The following is a 14,287-nucleotide window of genomic DNA, read 5'->3' on the forward strand; positions in this document are numbered from 1 at the left end:
GGTCTCGCCTGTTGGTAGCAAGACGCCAATCGCCCGCCCATCCGCCAGAGCAGACTGCGCCCCATGTTGTTTCGCCGTTTCGAAAATCTGATCGATGTCTTCAAACCAAGCCCAGACGTAGCGCCGCCCGACGGCATGCTGCGGTTCTACGCCCACTACCTCAAACAGGTCTGGCCGTTGATGATCGCCGTGCTGGTGATCGGCTTTTTTGCGGCACTGATCGAAGTGGCGCTGTTCAGCTTTCTCGGTCAGTTGATCGACATGGCCCAGGCGACCAGCGACGCGCGGACATTCTTCGCCGAGCACCGCAACGAACTGCTGTGGATGGCGCTGGTGGCACTGATCATCCGGCCCTTCGTGTTCGGCCTGCACAACCTGCTCACCCACCAGGCGATCAATCCGGGGCTGACCAATCTGGTTCGCTGGCAGAACCACCGCTATGTGCTCAAGCAGAGCCTGAATTTCTTCCAGAACGATTTCGCCGGGCGCATCGCCCAGCGCGTCATGCAGACCGGCCCGTCGCTGCGCGATTCGGCCATGCAAGTGATCGACGCACTGTGGCACGTGGTGGTCTACGCCGGTAGCGCGCTGTACCTGTTCGCCGCTGCCGACGTACGCCTGATCGTGCCGTTATCGCTATGGATCATCGGCTACAGCGCAGCCCTCTGGTATTTCGTACCGCGTATCAAGGCCCGCTCGGCGGCCGCCTCTGCCGCGCGCTCCAAGGTCATGGGCCGGGTGGTCGACGGCTACAGCAACGCCGCCACGCTCAAGCTGTTCGCTCACTCCAGGGAGGAAGAAACCTACGCCCGCGAGGCCATGCAGGAGCTGCTCGACAAATTCCGCCTGCAGTCGCGCACCATCACCAGCCTGGATTTCCTCATCACCTGTCTCAACGGCCTGCTGATCGTCGGCACTGGCGCCCTGGCGCTGTGGTTGTGGAGCGAGGCGCTGATCAGCACCGGTGCCATCGCCCTGGCATTGGGCCTGGTGATCCGCATCAACAACATGGCCGAGTGGATCATGTGGGTGGTCAACGGCATCTTCGAGAACGTCGGCACCGTGCAGGATGGCATGCAGACCATTGTCCAGCCGCGTCACGTGCTCGACCGCGAAGACGCCAAACCGCTACAGGTACGGCAAGGCGGCGTACGCTTCGACGATGTGCATTTCCACTATGGCAAGAAAGGCGGGGTGATCAGCGGCCTGGCCATCGATATCCGTCCCGGCGAGAAGATCGGCCTGGTCGGCCCGTCGGGCGCCGGCAAGTCGACCCTGGTCAATCTGTTGCTGCGCCTCTATGACCTGGAAAGCGGACGTATCCTCATCGACGGCCAGGACATCGCCGACGTCAGCCAGGAAAGTCTGCGCGCCAACATTGGCGTGGTCACTCAGGACACCTCCCTGCTGCACCGCTCGATTCGCGACAACCTGCGCTACGGCAAGCCCGAGGCCAGTGACGATCAGCTCTGGGCCGCGGCGCGCAAGGCCCGCGCGGATGGCTTTATCGCCACGCTGGACGACAGCCAGGGCGGGCTCGGCTTCGAGGCACAGGTCGGCGAGCGCGGGGTCAAGCTGTCCGGTGGCCAGCGCCAACGCATCGCCATTGCCCGGGTGTTGCTCAAGGACGCGCCGATACTGGTGATGGACGAAGCCACCTCGGCCCTGGATTCGGAGGTCGAATCGGCGATTCAGGAAAGCCTCGACAGCCTGATGGATGGCAAGACGGTGATCGCCATCGCCCACCGACTGTCGACCATCGCGCGCATGGATCGCCTGGTGGTGATCGACAAAGGCCAGGTGATCGAGACCGGCACCCACGCCGAGCTGATCGAGCGCGGCGGCCTCTATGCTCGCCTGTGGCAGCACCAGACGGGAGGTTTCGTCGGCGTCGATTGACGCCGATGGGGCTCCGCCCACGGCCTGCTCGCCAACTAAATAGTTAGCTTACTAACATCATCATTTTTCGTGATATCCACTAACAAAGGCATCAATTTCCGCGGTGCCGGCTTTGCTGGTCATATGAGTCCTACCAGGCAATGACACCGATCAGATCGGCCAGGCTGCCTGTCATCGAATGATCGAGGACTCCACCATGAAAATCGCAACCGCTGTTACCGCTCTGCTTTCCAGTCTCGCTCCTGCCGTGTTCGCCGCCGACATCCAGCCAAAACCCGGTGCCGGCCTGCCGACCGAGGACTATCACTACGGCATGAAAGTCGATGTGCAAAAAGTGCTGTACCGCACTGACGTCTCCGACAAGACCGGCGTCGTGCCGGTGATCATGGTCTACACCGACAGCCAGGGCGAAACCCACAAGATGCGTTTCCTCGAGTGGGGCGGCCGTTACGACGGCTAATCGGTCGCGTGCTGCGCTGGCGCGCTGCGGGCAACCGCAGCGCGCCACTGCAACAGGTCAAACCTGCCGATACGGCAACATCTCTCGCGCTTGCTGCGCGTAGGCCAAGACACCCTCCCGCTCCTCCTGCAGAAACCCCGCCACCGCGTCACGCAGCCCTTCATGCACCAGGTAGTGCCAGGAATGGGTGATCACCGGCTCGAAGCCACGAACCAACTTGTGCTCGCCCTGCGCCCCCGCATCGAAACGCTGTAGCCCCCGCGCAATCGCCTGCTCCATACCCTGGTAGAAACAGGTCTCGAAATGCAGCCGGTCGAACTCGGCCAGGCAGCCCCAGTAACGCCCATAAAGACTGTCACCGCCGCTCAGGCTGAACGCCATGGCCACCGGCTGTGCACTGCGGCAGGCCAGCACCACGCGTATGGCTTCAGGCATGCGCTCGGCCAACAGGCTGAAGAAGGCGCGGGTCAGATAAGGAGCCTGACCGCGCACATGGTAGGTGTTGGCATAGCAGTGGTAGACGAAATCCCACTCCGCTTCGCTCAACTGATGCCCTTCGCGCCAGTCGAACTCGATCCCCTGCCCCGCTACCTGTTCGCGCTCCTTGCGCATCTGCTTGCGCTTGCGTGAGCTGAGCGTGTCGAGAAAATCCTGAAAATCCCGATAGCCCCGGTTGTGCCAGTGGAACTGACAGCCCAGGCGCTGCAGCCAGCCATCGCGCCCCTGCAAGACATCATTGCCGGCTGCATCGGTGAAGTTCACATGCAACCCGGACAGGCCCTGCTCTTCAAGAGATGCGGTAATCGCATCGAGCATCTGCCCCGTCACCTCGGCCGTACCCAGCAGGCGCTGGCCAGTAACCGGAGAAAACGGAATGGCGCCCAACAGCTTGGGGTAATAGGCGATACCGGCTCGACGGCAGGCGTCGGCCCAGCCGTGATCGAACACGTACTCGCCGGAGGAATGGTATTTGACGTAGGCTGGCAGCGCCGCCAGCGGTTTGCCGTCAGCACCGAGCAGCACCTGATGCGCCGCTTGCCAACCCGAACGCCCGCCTACGCTACCGCTGTCTTCCAGCGCGCAAAGAAAGGCGTGGCGCAGAAATGGTTGTGGCCCCGTCAGCAGGCCATCCCAGGTTTCGGCGTCGAGATCATTGAGAGCGTGCAGGCTGTAAACAGGCATCGGCAATATCCGCGGGCAGTCAGCGCACACTATATCGCCAAGCGCCAGGCAGATCCGACTGCCCATAAAAAATGGCCGGGAGCCATTTTTAACGTCGCTTGCTACGGCCCGCCGGGTGGCCGCCAGGGATGGCAGGCCGTAAAAAACCCCGCACAAGGCGGGGTTCAAAGGAGCACCACGTTGAAACGTCTTGCTTAGAACGCGTATTGGGCGCGAACTACGAAACCGTCACCGCTGTCATCGCCAGTACGCGCAGTAGCGGTGGCGTTGTAGACGTTGTCGGTGCTGGCCTTGACGTAGACGCCACTGATTTTCACTGCTTCGTTGACGTACCAGTTGACACCCAGGTTGTGCACCTTGGCTTCCAGATCGCCAACGTCACGCGTCAGGCTGGCGGTAACCAGGTTGTCGTCTTCAACAGTGATGCTGTCGTAGCGATAGAACACTTCCCATGCACCAATCTGTTTGTTCTCAGGCTTGATCGAATCGAACCGGCCCAGTCTGTAACCGCGGGATTCGCCGGTCAGGGTGTAGGCAGCCTGTACGTAGTAACCGTCAGCCTTGATGTCCTGATAGGCGGAAGAATCAGCCTTCAGCTTGCGCTTCATGTACTCGCCCTGGATCGACAGCGGGCCCATCGCCCAGGCCGCTTCCAGACCCAGTGCGGTGTCGTCGTCGTAGGAGCCAGCTTCAGCACCGTTCGCGCCGGCGAACACTACGCGGTTGCCGTTGCCACCGGCATCGTTACCACCCGTGGTTTCAACGCCACGCATGCCCAGGCGGCTGCGGAAGCGGGTGTCGATGACCGAGTCGGAAACATCACGACGAGCGAAGTTGGCGCCCAGGTGCACAACGTTGCCTGCTTCGTGCAGCGGAGCGAATACACCGCGCAGGTTGACCTGCTTGTTGCTGTCACCGTCGGTGTCGTTGTTGTCTTTGGCGAACAGGCCGCCGGACAGATACACGGAATCACCGATGGTGCTGGAAGCCTGGATACCCAGACCATTCTGGTGGCCGTTGGCCCAGTCGATCACGTCATAGAACGCATTTCGTTCTTGAGCGGTAACCCACTTGGAGCTGGTGGCCTTTTCCAGACCGAACTCGGGGTCGAAACGACCGACTTTGATGGAAACCGGCTTGAAGCCGTTATAGGCGATGGAAGCCTCGTCGAAATAACCGTCATCCGAGCTGCCGGAGTTGTGCGAGAAATCGTAGTTCAGGGTGTAGGCCCAATCGGTGAAGGCAACACCGGAGATTTCCAGAAAGGCACGACGGAAGTAGGCAGCATCGGCGCGGTTGCCGTTACGGGTATAGATGCCATCGAACGAGCTGTAGTCAGCCTGCAGGCGGCCACCGACTTTGAAACCGAACGCTTTGTCGGTGGTAGCGACTTCCAGGCCACCTTTGGTTTTAACTACGATGTCAGCGCCGTCAGTGGTGACGGTACCGGCGAAAGCCTGGGCGGAAACGGCCAGAGCCAGGGCGCTGGCTGCGAAACCGGCGAAGTGCTTACGGATCATCGAGAATTCCCCTAATTGAACTTAAGTGCTGAAAAACACCCGAGCCTTGGGCTCGTTCGTGCTGGGGGAATCTTCGCGGCCGGTTATTTCAGCGCCGTTGCCGTTATATAAATATTTGATGACAACGGAACTTTTTACTTCCTATCCGCATAACCGCTTGACAGAGCGGTTCGTGCGATTCGGAAATGTGAGAACGGAACGGCGCGAACGCACCGTGGGTGAAGGGATGGGCCGCTACGGTGATAGCGGCCCGGGCAATCAACGCTTGCGCAGAATCACGCTGCCAATCGAATAACCGGCACCAAAGGAACTGAGCACGCCGAGCGAACCGGCTGGCAGGTCGTCCTGGTTCTTGTGCAAGGCGATCACCGAGCCCGCCGAGCTGGTGTTGGCGTAGGTGTCGAGGATCACCGGCGCTTCGTGAGCCTCGGCATCGCGGCCGAGCAGCTTGCGGGCGATCAGCTGGTTCATGTTGAGGTTGGCCTGGTGCAACCAGAAGCGCTTCACATCGGTCACGCTCAGGTCGTTTTCCCGAAGATGGTTGGCGATCAGCTCGGCCACCATCGGGCAGACGTCCTTGAACACCTTGCGTCCTTCCTGCACGAACAGTTTGTCATTGGCGCCCTGACTACCATTTTCGGCCGCCCGGTTGAGGAAACCGAAGTTGTTGCGGATGTTGTTGGAGAATTGAGTCAACAACTTGGTGCCGACAATCTCGAACTGGTGTTCGGAGGTCGCCAGATCGGCACGTTCGATGATCACCGCAGTGGCGGCATCGCCAAAGATGAAATGGCTGTCGCGGTCACGGAAATTGAGGTGGCCGGTACAGATCTCCGGGTTGACCATCAGGATAGCCCGCGCCTGACCAAGCTGGATGCTGTTCGCTGCGGCCTGGATGCCGAACGTGGCTGACGAACACGCCACGTTCATGTCATAGCCGAAGCCCTGAATACCCAGCGCTGCCTGCACTTCGATAGCCACCGCCGGGTAAGCGCGCTGCAGGTTGGAGCAGGCGACGATGACACCGTCGATATCCGCAGCGGTCTTGCCGGCACGGGCCAACGCCTGTTCGGCCGCAGCCACTGCCATTTCGCAGAGAATGCCCCACTGCTCGTTACTGCGCTCAGGGATGTACGGCACCATGCGCTGCGGGTCGAGAATGCCCTGTTTGTCGATCACGAAGCGGCTCTTGATGCCCGACGCCTTCTCGATGAAGGCGCTGTTCGACTCGCTCAGCGCCTCGACATCTCCACGCTCGATGGCCCCGGCGTTATCGGCATTGAACTGCTGCACGAAGGCATTGAAAGACGCCACCAACTCGTCGTTGGAGATGCTGTTGGCCGGGGTGTACAGGCCCGTACCGCTGATGACGACGTTATGCACGCTGTTTCCTCTTGTTCGTGGCTATTGCCAGGCAGACCGCGGCGCATAGCCGACGGCATCCGTACGCGGGCGAGCGATACATATCGCCACATAACCCGTTTTTACTGGTGTTCAAGTGTGCCACAGGCTCGCGGCTCGCGCCCATTGTGCAGATAAACTACCCGTCCAAAATTGGTAACTACGCACCGCTACCGATCACCATGCGTCTGCTCCAGCAACCAGTCACGAACCAGCGCGAGCGGAGCGTGCTGGCGTGCTCGCCGCGGGCTGACCAAATAGAAACCTCGCTCGTCCTGCAGTACCGGCTCGAACGGAATGATCAGTCGCCCCGCGTGGATATCCCGCTCGACGAAGAAGCGGCTGGCCAGGGCAATACCCTGCCCGGCGATGGCCGCCTCGATAGCCAGCGAGGTCTGGTTGAAGCGCACATTTTTCGCCGCAGCCTGCAGCGCCTGAGGGAACACCTGATCGAGAAACCGTGGCCAGAGATTGTGTGCGTCATGCAACAGGGGGTAGCGCGCCAAGGCTTCCAGGCTGCACGGCGACCCAAGGCGCTCAAGCAGACCGGGGCTCACCACCGCGACGACAGCCTGCTCGAGCAATAGCTCGGTCTGCAGGCCTGGGCCAAAGGGCGGACGGCCGTAACGCACCGCAAGATCCACGCCATCGTTGTGAAAGCTGGAAAGTCGCTCGCTGGCCAGGATTCTCAGGTCGATCTGCGGATGCTGCGCAGAAAAGCCAGGCAGCCGCGGGATCAGCCATTTCGACGCAAACGTCGGCGTCACGCTGATGGTCAGGTGCAGCGGCGCGGGTCTCAAGCCCTGCGTAGCATCGGCGATTACCTCGAACGCGCGACGGATACTCAGGCTGTAGCTTCTACCGCTCTCCGTCAGCGCCAGAGTGCGCGGATGCCGCTCGAACAGCTTGAGTCCCAAGTCGGCTTCCAGACCACGAATCTGCTGCGCCACCGCCCCTTGGGTCACACCCAGCTCGTCACCAGCCAGGCGGAAATTCAAATGCCGCGCCACCACCTCGAACACACGCAGCGCATTGAGCGACGGTAATTGACCGAATTCTTCAGACATAACTGTAGTTTTTCTACTGAATCAACATACGAAAACTGCCTCTCTCCTACACCACCTGGCTGATAGGCTATCAATCGTAGCTAACGCCCTGAGTGCACTGGAGACAATACGATGCCTGTAGAAAAAGTAGCAATCATAACCGCCGGCGGCAGTGGTATGGGCGCCGCAGCCGCACGTCGCTTGGTAGCCGATGGATTCAAGATCGCCATCCTCTCTTCGTCAGGCAAGGGCGAAGCGCTGGCCGAAGAGCTGGGCGGTTTCGGCGTGACCGGCAGCAACCAGTCCAGCCAGGATCTCGAAATCCTGGTCGAAGGCACACTGTCGCGATGGGGCCGCATCGATGTACTGGTCAACAGCGCCGGGCATGGCCCGCGTGCGCCGATCCTGGAAATCAGCGACGAAGACTGGCATCGCGGCCTGGATACCTACCTGCTCAACGTGATCCGCCCAACACGCCTGGTCACGCCAACCATGCAGAAGCAAAAGAGTGGCGTGATCATCAATATCTCCAGCGCCTGGACGTTCGAGCCCAGTGAGCTGTTCCCCACGTCGGCGGTGTTCCGGGCCGGCCTGGCGTCTTTCACGAAGATTTTCGCGGACACCCATGCCCGCAACAACATTCGCATGAACAACGTGCTACCCGGCTGGATCGACAGCCTGCCGGCCACCGAAGAGCGCAGGGCCAGCGTACCGCTGCAGCGTTACGGCAGCAGCGAGGAAGTGGCCGCGACCATCGCCTTTCTGGCCTCGGAGGGCGCGGCCTATATCACCGCACAGAATATCCGCGTCGATGGCGGCATCACCCGCGCAGTCTGATCGCCATGACGAACCGTGGAACTGCGGTTCAGCGGGTGCAGACGAGTGGCCAAGAATGCCCACAGATCAGCGAGCATTCGTGGCTGAGACTTCAGCCAAGGCTGTCGTCGATCACCAGCACCAGCTTGCCGTTGACCTGATTGCCTTCCAGCGTGGCGAATGCCGCCTGCGCCTCGCTAATGGGGAAGGTCTGCGCCAGTTGCGGCTTGAGCCGCCCTTCGCCGAACAGCGGCCATACGTGCTGGCGCAGATCGCGCAGCAGATCGGCCTTGAACAGGTCGTCACGGCTGCGCAAGGTGGAGCCGATCAACTGGATACGCTTACCGAGCAGCAGCGCCAGATCCAGCTCAGCCTTGCGCCCGCCCATCAAGCCGATGTTCACCCAGCGGCCATCGAGCGCAAGCAGCTTCAGGTTCAGCGCGGCGTAACTGGCACCCACCGGGTCGAGAATCACCTCGAAAGGGCCGACCTCGTGCAGAGCCTCGAGGCCCTCACCACCCCGAATCGCACCGCCGGCAGCGCCCAGGCTCTCGCAATAGGCCAGGCGTTCGGCCGAACCAACGCTGACCCAGCATGCACTGCCAAAAGCTTTGCACAGCTGGATCGCCGCCGATCCGACGCCACTGGCACCGGCGTGCAGCAGCACCTTCTCACCGGGTTTCAGGCCGGCCAGCTGGAACAGATTGAGCCAGGCCGTTGCGTAGACTTCCGGCAGCCCTGCGGCTTCGTGCAGAGACACACCTTCCGGTACGGGTAGTACATGGCGGGCATCGACCACCACTTCCTCGGCCAAGCCGCCACCCGCCAGCAGCGCGCAGACCCGGTCACCCACCTGCCAGTCGCAACCAGCGCCTACTTCGCTGACGATACCGGCACATTCCAGGCCGAGAATATCGCTGGCGCCCGGTGGCGGCGGGTACAGGCCGGCACGTTGCAACAGGTCGGCACGGTTCAGGCCCGCGGCCGCCACGCGAATGCGCACTTCACCCACATCACAGGCAGGAGTGGGACGTTGCACCCATTCCACCTGCCCTTCCACGCCTTGCAATGCTTTCACGCTGCCTCCATAGTGCATTTGAACCTAGCCCAGCGCTTAGCGCTGGGCTTTTGCATGCGCCGATTGAACCTGGCGCCCTCAAAGACGGCCTAATATGCGTTATCAACTGTCCCCACGTCGAATCAGCATGAAGCGATCACTTATCAGCGCCACCCTGGCCCTCGTTCTCGGGCTGGGCGCATTGCCCCTCGCAGCCAAAACCAGCCAGGCCGATCCGTGGGAATACCTGCAGCCTGATCGCGAGCAGGTCATCGCCAGCCTCAACGTCGTCGAGCTGCTGCAGCGTCACCATTACAGCAAGCCGCCGCTCGACGATGCGCGCTCGGAGAAGATCTACCAGGGTTACCTGAAGATGCTCGACCCGGCACGCAGCTATTTCACTGCCGCGGATATCGCCGAATTCGACCGCTGGAAAGACAGATTCGACGACCTGCTGAAAAAGGGCGATCTCGGCCCCGGCTTCCATATCTACAAGCGTCAGCTCGTGCGCCAGCAGGAGCGCCTGAACTACGTGCAAGGGCTGCTGGCCAAAGGCGTCGACAAGATCGACTTCACGGTCGACGAAGACTTGCTCGTGGATCGTGAAAAAGCTCCCTGGGCCAAGGATGTCGCCGAGCTGGACGAGCTGTGGCGCAAACGTCTGAAAGACGAAGTGCTGCGACTGAAGCTCGCTGGCAAGGAGCCTGCGACCATCCAGGAACTGCTCACCAAACGCTACAAGGCTCAGCAGGCACGCCTGCAGCAGACTCGCGGCGAGGACGTGTTCCAGGCGTACATCAACGCCTTCGCCATGACCTACGATCCGCACACCAACTACCTGTCGCCGGATAACGCCGAAAACTTCGACATCAACATGAGCCTGTCCCTCGAGGGCATCGGCGCCGTGCTGCAGAGCGATAACGAACACGTCAAGGTGGTACGCCTGGTACCGGCCGGCCCTGCCGAGAAGAGCAAGCAGATCTCGCCGGCGGACAAGATCGTCGGTGTTGGCCAGGGTGACGACGAGATCGTCGACGTGATCGGCTGGCGCCTCGATGAAGTGGTCAAATTGATCCGCGGCCCCAAAGGCTCGCGCGTCCGCCTGGAAGTGATTCCGGCGAGCAATGCGCCGAACGACCTGACCAGCAAGGTGGTGAGCATCACCCGCGAGGCGGTCAAGCTCGAGGAGCAGGCGGCGAAGAAGTCCGTGCTCAAGCTCAGCCAGGGCGGCCACGACTACAAGCTGGGCGTCATCGAGATCCCCGCCTTCTACCTCGACTTCAAGGCGTTCCGTGCCGGCGATCCGGATTACAAGAGCACCACCCGTGACGTCAGGAAGCTGATCACCGAACTGCAAACCGAGAAAGTCGACGGTATCGTCATCGACCTGCGCAACAATGGCGGCGGTTCGCTGCAGGAAGCCACCGAACTGACCAGCCTGTTCATCGACAAGGGCCCGACCGTTCTGGTGCGCAACAGCGATGGCCGGGTCGATGTGCTCGAGGACGAAAACCCGGGCGCCTTCTACAAGGGCCCGCTGGCCGTTCTGGTCAACCGCCTGTCCGCCTCGGCTTCGGAAATTTTCGCCGGCGCCATGCAGGACTACCACCGTGCGCTGATCCTCGGTGGCCAGACCTTCGGCAAAGGCACCGTGCAAACCATCCAGCCGCTGAATCATGGCGAACTGAAGCTGACCCTGGCCAAGTTCTACCGCGTTTCCGGGCAGAGCACCCAGCACCGTGGCGTGGTGCCGGACATCGCTTATCCCGACGTGATGGACAACAAGGAAATCGGCGAAAGCGCGCTGCCCGAGGCCATGCCATGGGACAGCATCCGTCCGGCGATCAAACCCGAACTGGATCCGATCAAGCCGTTCCTCACCGAGTTGAAAAACCGCTACGACAGCCGTACGGCCGAGAACCCGGACTTCAACTTCGCCCGCGAGCGTCTGGCTCTGTCCCGTGAGCTGATGGCCGAGAAGACCGTTAGCCTCAACGAGGCCAAGCGTCGTGCCCAGCACGCCGATATAGAGAAACGCCAACTGGTGATCGAGAACGCCCGCCGTACCGCCAAAGGCGAAGAGCCGCTGGCCGAACTGAAGAAGGAAGACGAGGACGACGTCCTGGCACAGAGCACAGACGAGAAGACCAAACCGGAAGACGACGCCTATCTGTCGGAAACTGGCCACATCCTGATCGACTACCTCAAGCTCAATACTCGCTTAGCTAAGCAGTAACCAGGAAGCGGTCACCAGAAAGGGTGTCGTATTCACGACACCCTTTTTTGTGCCCCCACCATTCCTGGCGGGCGCCCTTCATTAAACGGTCATCAATCTGTAGTGAAATCACGGGCATTCAGCGGTATTTATCCGCAGGCGGCGTCCCCACCGTTCGCTCCCCGATTTCCATAGAGACCTGCCATGACCGTCACCGAGCAATCAAGCGCGCTGGGCCAGATCCTCGCGCACGGCGACCTGCATAGCCTGTTTCAGCCCATCGTGTCGCTCTCCGAACGGCGCATTCTTGGCTATGAGGCCCTCACTCGCGGCCCGTCCAACAGCCCGCTGCACTCCCCGATCACACTGTTCGCCGCCGCGCGCCAGGTCGGCCTGCTCAACGAACTGGAACTGGCCTGTCGCAAAAGCGCCTGTCGCCGTTTCAGCGAGTTGAAGCTGAACGGGCTGCTGTTTCTCAACGTGTCTCCGGATTCGCTGCTCGACGCCCATCATCAGCCGGGCCGCACCCTGCAGTTGCTGCAGGCCTACGGTATTTCGCCAAGCCGGGTGGTGATCGAACTGACGGAGCAATCTCCCACCGACGATTTCAATCTGCTCGACACCGCTCTCCACCACTACCGTGACATGGGATTTTCCATCGCCCTGGACGACCTCGGCGCCGGTTATTCGAGCCTGCGCCTGTGGTCGGAGCTGCGTCCCGATTACGTGAAGATCGACCGCCACTTCATCGATGGCATCCATCAGGATGCGGTCAAGCGTGAATTCGTTGGCTCCATCCTGCAGATGGCCAAGGCCTCGCGCGCTCAGGTGATCGCCGAAGGCATCGAACTCGAGGAAGAGCTCGCCGTGCTCTGCGAAATGGGTGTGGATCTGCTTCAGGGCTACCTGCTCTGTCGCCCTCAGGAACAACCGCCAACCGACGCACGCGCACTGCTACCGGCACTGGGCAGCCCGCCGACCTCGCTCAGCGAAGAAGGCAGCGATCTCACCGCCCTGCTCAACGAACACCCGGCAGTGTCCATCAATACGCCCACCGCTGATGTGCTCGAAGCCTTCCGCGCCCAGGCCAACCTCAACTCGCTGGCGGTGCTGGACGAGGCACAACGGCCGGTCGGTATCGTCCACCGTCACTCGCTGTCGGAGGTACTGCTCAAACCCTTCGCCACCGAGCTGTTCGCCCGTAAGCCGATCAGCCGTCTGATGAGCAACGACTTTCTCGCCGTGGAAATCAGCCAGTCGCTGCAGAAGGTCAGCCGCCTGCTGACCAGCCGCGCGCGCCAGCGTATCGAAGAAGATTTCGTCATTACCGTGGACGGCCACTACCTGGGCCTGGGCCGGGTGATCGACGTCCTCAAACTGATCACCGAACTGAAGATCCAGCAGGCCCGTTACGCCAACCCGCTGACCCTGCTGCCCGGCAACGTACCGATCCAGCAGTGCCTGACCCGGCTGTTGCAGCAGAGCCGTGAGGCGGTGATCTGCTACGTCGACATCGACAGCTTCAAACCCTTCAACGACCTCTACGGGTACGCCAAGGGTGATGAAGTGCTGCTGTGCCTGGCACATTGCCTGAACGAACGGATCGACCCGACGCGTGACTTCGTCGGCCATATCGGTGGCGACGATTTCTTGCTGGTGTTCGGATCGAAGGACTGGCGTGCCCGCCTCAACCGGCTACTGGAAGACTTTCAGGGGCAGTGCCGGCGCTTCTATCTCGATGAGCATCTGGATGCTGGCTGTTTCGTCAGCCACAACCGCCAGGGCCACCGCGAGGAGTTTCCGCTGTTGTCGCTGTCACTCGGCGTCGTCCATCTGCACCCACAGCACTGTGCGCTACTGGACGCCAGCGAACTGGCCGGCCTGGCTTCGGAAGCCAAGCGTCATGCCAAGGCGGTGCCCGGTTACAGCCTGCACGTGATCGATACGCACACGCTGCAAGGCGCGCTCACTCAGGGTTCGGCGGGATAATCGAACTCGAATACCCGGGCCACTTCGGAGGCGTGCCAGGACGCTGCGGCAACACCGTCGGAGGCGCCATCGAAACGGCCCAGGCGGGTAACGCATTCGAAGAACCCAGTGCGCGGCAGGCGGCTGGCGCCCTGGCTGATCACCAGAGCGCTGCGCAGCGGGCGCTCGCCGCGCGCATCCAGTGCAGCCAGGTGTTCCAGTGCAGCGGTCAGGGTCTGCATGGCCGGCGCAGGCAGCGACAGACGCTCGATCAATGCACGGTAGGTCAGCAGGTGGCGCTGCCGCCGGGCATCGTCCAGAGCGGCCAGCAACGCCTCCCAGTGCCCACGGCTGATGCGCACGCTCATGCACTCGCCTCCCAGCCGGAGATGCCGAGCACCCAGGCCAGGGCGCGGAGGATAGCCGCATCGGGTTGTCGCTCGCCATTCTCGATCATGCCCAGGTAATGCGGGCTGATACCCACGGCACGGGCCAGCTCATCGCGGCTCAGGCCCTTGCCCTCACGCAGTGCGGTCAGTTGCGTCAGCGGCTTTGGGGCGTCGGTGGCGGGCTGGATCGATGGGGCAGCGACGCTCTTGCCTGCGGCCTGAAGCAGCGCCTGATATTCGGCCCAGGGCAGTACCGCGTATTCAGGTTCGCCGTCACGTTCGATCACTTGTACATTCATGCTTCGTTTCTCCGCGAGGCGCAGCATCCCTGTGC

12 protein-coding genes are annotated in these 14,287 nt (G+C 61.6%); 5 read left to right on the forward strand and 7 right to left on the reverse strand.

Features of this window, described 5'->3' with window-relative positions; genetic code table 11:
* Positions 1–63: 63 nt before the first annotated feature.
* Both DNK06_RS02375 and DNK06_RS02380 read left to right on the forward strand, forming a co-directional pair.
* Positions 64–1,899: an ABC transporter ATP-binding protein gene (locus DNK06_RS02375; protein WP_131178452.1), complete on the forward strand. Its 1,836-nt coding sequence runs from the start codon at positions 64–66 to the stop codon at positions 1,897–1,899.
* A 196-nt stretch (positions 1,900–2,095) separates the two neighbouring features.
* Positions 2,096–2,359 (forward strand): DUF2790 domain-containing protein, encoded by a 264-nt coding sequence (locus DNK06_RS02380; RefSeq protein WP_131178453.1) that lies wholly within the window; start codon positions 2,096–2,098, stop codon positions 2,357–2,359.
* Between the two features lie 57 nt (positions 2,360–2,416).
* Here DNK06_RS02380 and DNK06_RS02385 read toward each other — a convergent pair whose 3' ends face one another.
* From DNK06_RS02385 to gcvA, 4 genes are all read right to left on the reverse strand, one after another.
* On the reverse strand, positions 2,417–3,541 hold the full coding sequence (locus tag DNK06_RS02385) for a GNAT family N-acetyltransferase (protein ID WP_131178454.1): 1,125 nt from the start codon (positions 3,539–3,541) through the stop codon (positions 2,417–2,419).
* A gap of 194 nt (positions 3,542–3,735) precedes the next feature.
* On the reverse strand, positions 3,736–5,061 hold the full coding sequence (locus DNK06_RS02390) for an OprO/OprP family phosphate-selective porin (RefSeq protein WP_131178455.1): 1,326 nt from the start codon (positions 5,059–5,061) through the stop codon (positions 3,736–3,738).
* A gap of 258 nt (positions 5,062–5,319) precedes the next feature.
* Positions 5,320–6,444, reverse strand: coding sequence for a beta-ketoacyl-ACP synthase III (locus DNK06_RS02395; protein ID WP_131178456.1), 1,125 nt, complete (start codon positions 6,442–6,444; stop codon positions 5,320–5,322).
* A gap of 188 nt (positions 6,445–6,632) precedes the next feature.
* Entirely contained in the window at positions 6,633–7,529 is an 897-nt protein-coding gene (gene gcvA / locus DNK06_RS02400; protein ID WP_131178457.1) for a transcriptional regulator GcvA, read from the reverse strand.
* A 111-nt stretch (positions 7,530–7,640) separates the two neighbouring features.
* Here gcvA and DNK06_RS02405 point away from each other — a divergent pair, with 111 nt between their 5' ends.
* Positions 7,641–8,345 carry an SDR family oxidoreductase gene (locus DNK06_RS02405; protein ID WP_131178458.1) on the forward strand — a complete coding sequence of 235 codons (705 nt, stop codon included), beginning with the start codon at positions 7,641–7,643 and terminating at the stop codon, positions 8,343–8,345.
* A 91-nt stretch (positions 8,346–8,436) separates the two neighbouring features.
* On the opposite strand, the gene DNK06_RS02410 is transcribed toward DNK06_RS02405, so the two are convergent.
* Positions 8,437–9,402 carry an NAD(P)H-quinone oxidoreductase gene (locus DNK06_RS02410; RefSeq protein WP_131178459.1) on the reverse strand — a complete coding sequence of 322 codons (966 nt, stop codon included), beginning with the start codon at positions 9,400–9,402 and terminating at the stop codon, positions 8,437–8,439.
* A gap of 127 nt (positions 9,403–9,529) precedes the next feature.
* On the opposite strand from DNK06_RS02410, the gene DNK06_RS02415 reads away from it, so the two are divergent.
* Both DNK06_RS02415 and DNK06_RS02420 read left to right on the forward strand, forming a co-directional pair.
* On the forward strand, positions 9,530–11,617 hold the full coding sequence (locus DNK06_RS02415; RefSeq protein ID WP_165493597.1) for a carboxy terminal-processing peptidase: 2,088 nt from the start codon (positions 9,530–9,532) through the stop codon (positions 11,615–11,617).
* 183 nt (positions 11,618–11,800) lie between these two features.
* The gene (locus DNK06_RS02420) at positions 11,801–13,585 is read left to right on the forward strand and encodes a bifunctional diguanylate cyclase/phosphodiesterase (RefSeq protein ID WP_131178461.1); all 1,785 of its coding nucleotides are present in this window, start codon (positions 11,801–11,803) and stop codon (positions 13,583–13,585) included.
* Here DNK06_RS02420 and DNK06_RS02425 read toward each other — a convergent pair.
* Positions 13,567–13,932: a hypothetical protein gene (locus DNK06_RS02425; RefSeq protein ID WP_131178462.1), complete on the reverse strand. Its 366-nt coding sequence runs from the start codon at positions 13,930–13,932 to the stop codon at positions 13,567–13,569. The two genes, DNK06_RS02420 and DNK06_RS02425, sit on opposite strands and share 19 nt — an antisense overlap.
* Complete coding sequence (locus DNK06_RS02430; protein WP_131178463.1) at positions 13,929–14,252, reverse strand: helix-turn-helix domain-containing protein; 324 nt, start codon at positions 14,250–14,252, stop codon at positions 13,929–13,931. The genes DNK06_RS02425 and DNK06_RS02430 overlap by 4 nt, the downstream gene beginning before the upstream one ends.
* Between the last annotated feature and the right edge of the window lie 35 nt (positions 14,253–14,287).

It is taken from the genome of Phytopseudomonas daroniae, from assembly GCF_004327285.1.
In the GTDB taxonomy this organism is placed as follows: Bacteria; Pseudomonadota; Gammaproteobacteria; order Pseudomonadales; family Pseudomonadaceae; genus Aquipseudomonas; species Aquipseudomonas daroniae.

Bases quoted from the DNA above. Each gene is read 5' to 3' on its own strand.
- DNK06_RS02375 (WP_131178452.1), top strand. From the start codon at position 64: ATGTTGTTTCGCCGTTTCGAAAATCTGATCGATGTCTTCAAACCAAGC.
- DNK06_RS02380 (WP_131178453.1), top strand. From the start codon at position 2,096: ATGAAAATCGCAACCGCTGTTACCGCTCTGCTTTCCAGTCTCGCTCCT.
- DNK06_RS02385 (WP_131178454.1), bottom strand. From the start codon at position 3,541: ATGCCTGTTTACAGCCTGCACGCTCTCAATGATCTCGACGCCGAAACC.
- DNK06_RS02390 (WP_131178455.1), bottom strand. From the start codon at position 5,061: ATGATCCGTAAGCACTTCGCCGGTTTCGCAGCCAGCGCCCTGGCTCTG.
- gcvA (WP_131178457.1), bottom strand. From the start codon at position 7,529: ATGTCTGAAGAATTCGGTCAATTACCGTCGCTCAATGCGCTGCGTGTG.
- DNK06_RS02405 (WP_131178458.1), top strand. From the start codon at position 7,641: ATGCCTGTAGAAAAAGTAGCAATCATAACCGCCGGCGGCAGTGGTATG.
- DNK06_RS02415 (WP_165493597.1), top strand. From the start codon at position 9,530: ATGAAGCGATCACTTATCAGCGCCACCCTGGCCCTCGTTCTCGGGCTG.
- DNK06_RS02420 (WP_131178461.1), top strand. From the start codon at position 11,801: ATGACCGTCACCGAGCAATCAAGCGCGCTGGGCCAGATCCTCGCGCAC.
- DNK06_RS02425 (WP_131178462.1), bottom strand. From the start codon at position 13,932: ATGAGCGTGCGCATCAGCCGTGGGCACTGGGAGGCGTTGCTGGCCGCT.
- DNK06_RS02430 (WP_131178463.1), bottom strand. From the start codon at position 14,252: ATGAATGTACAAGTGATCGAACGTGACGGCGAACCTGAATACGCGGTA.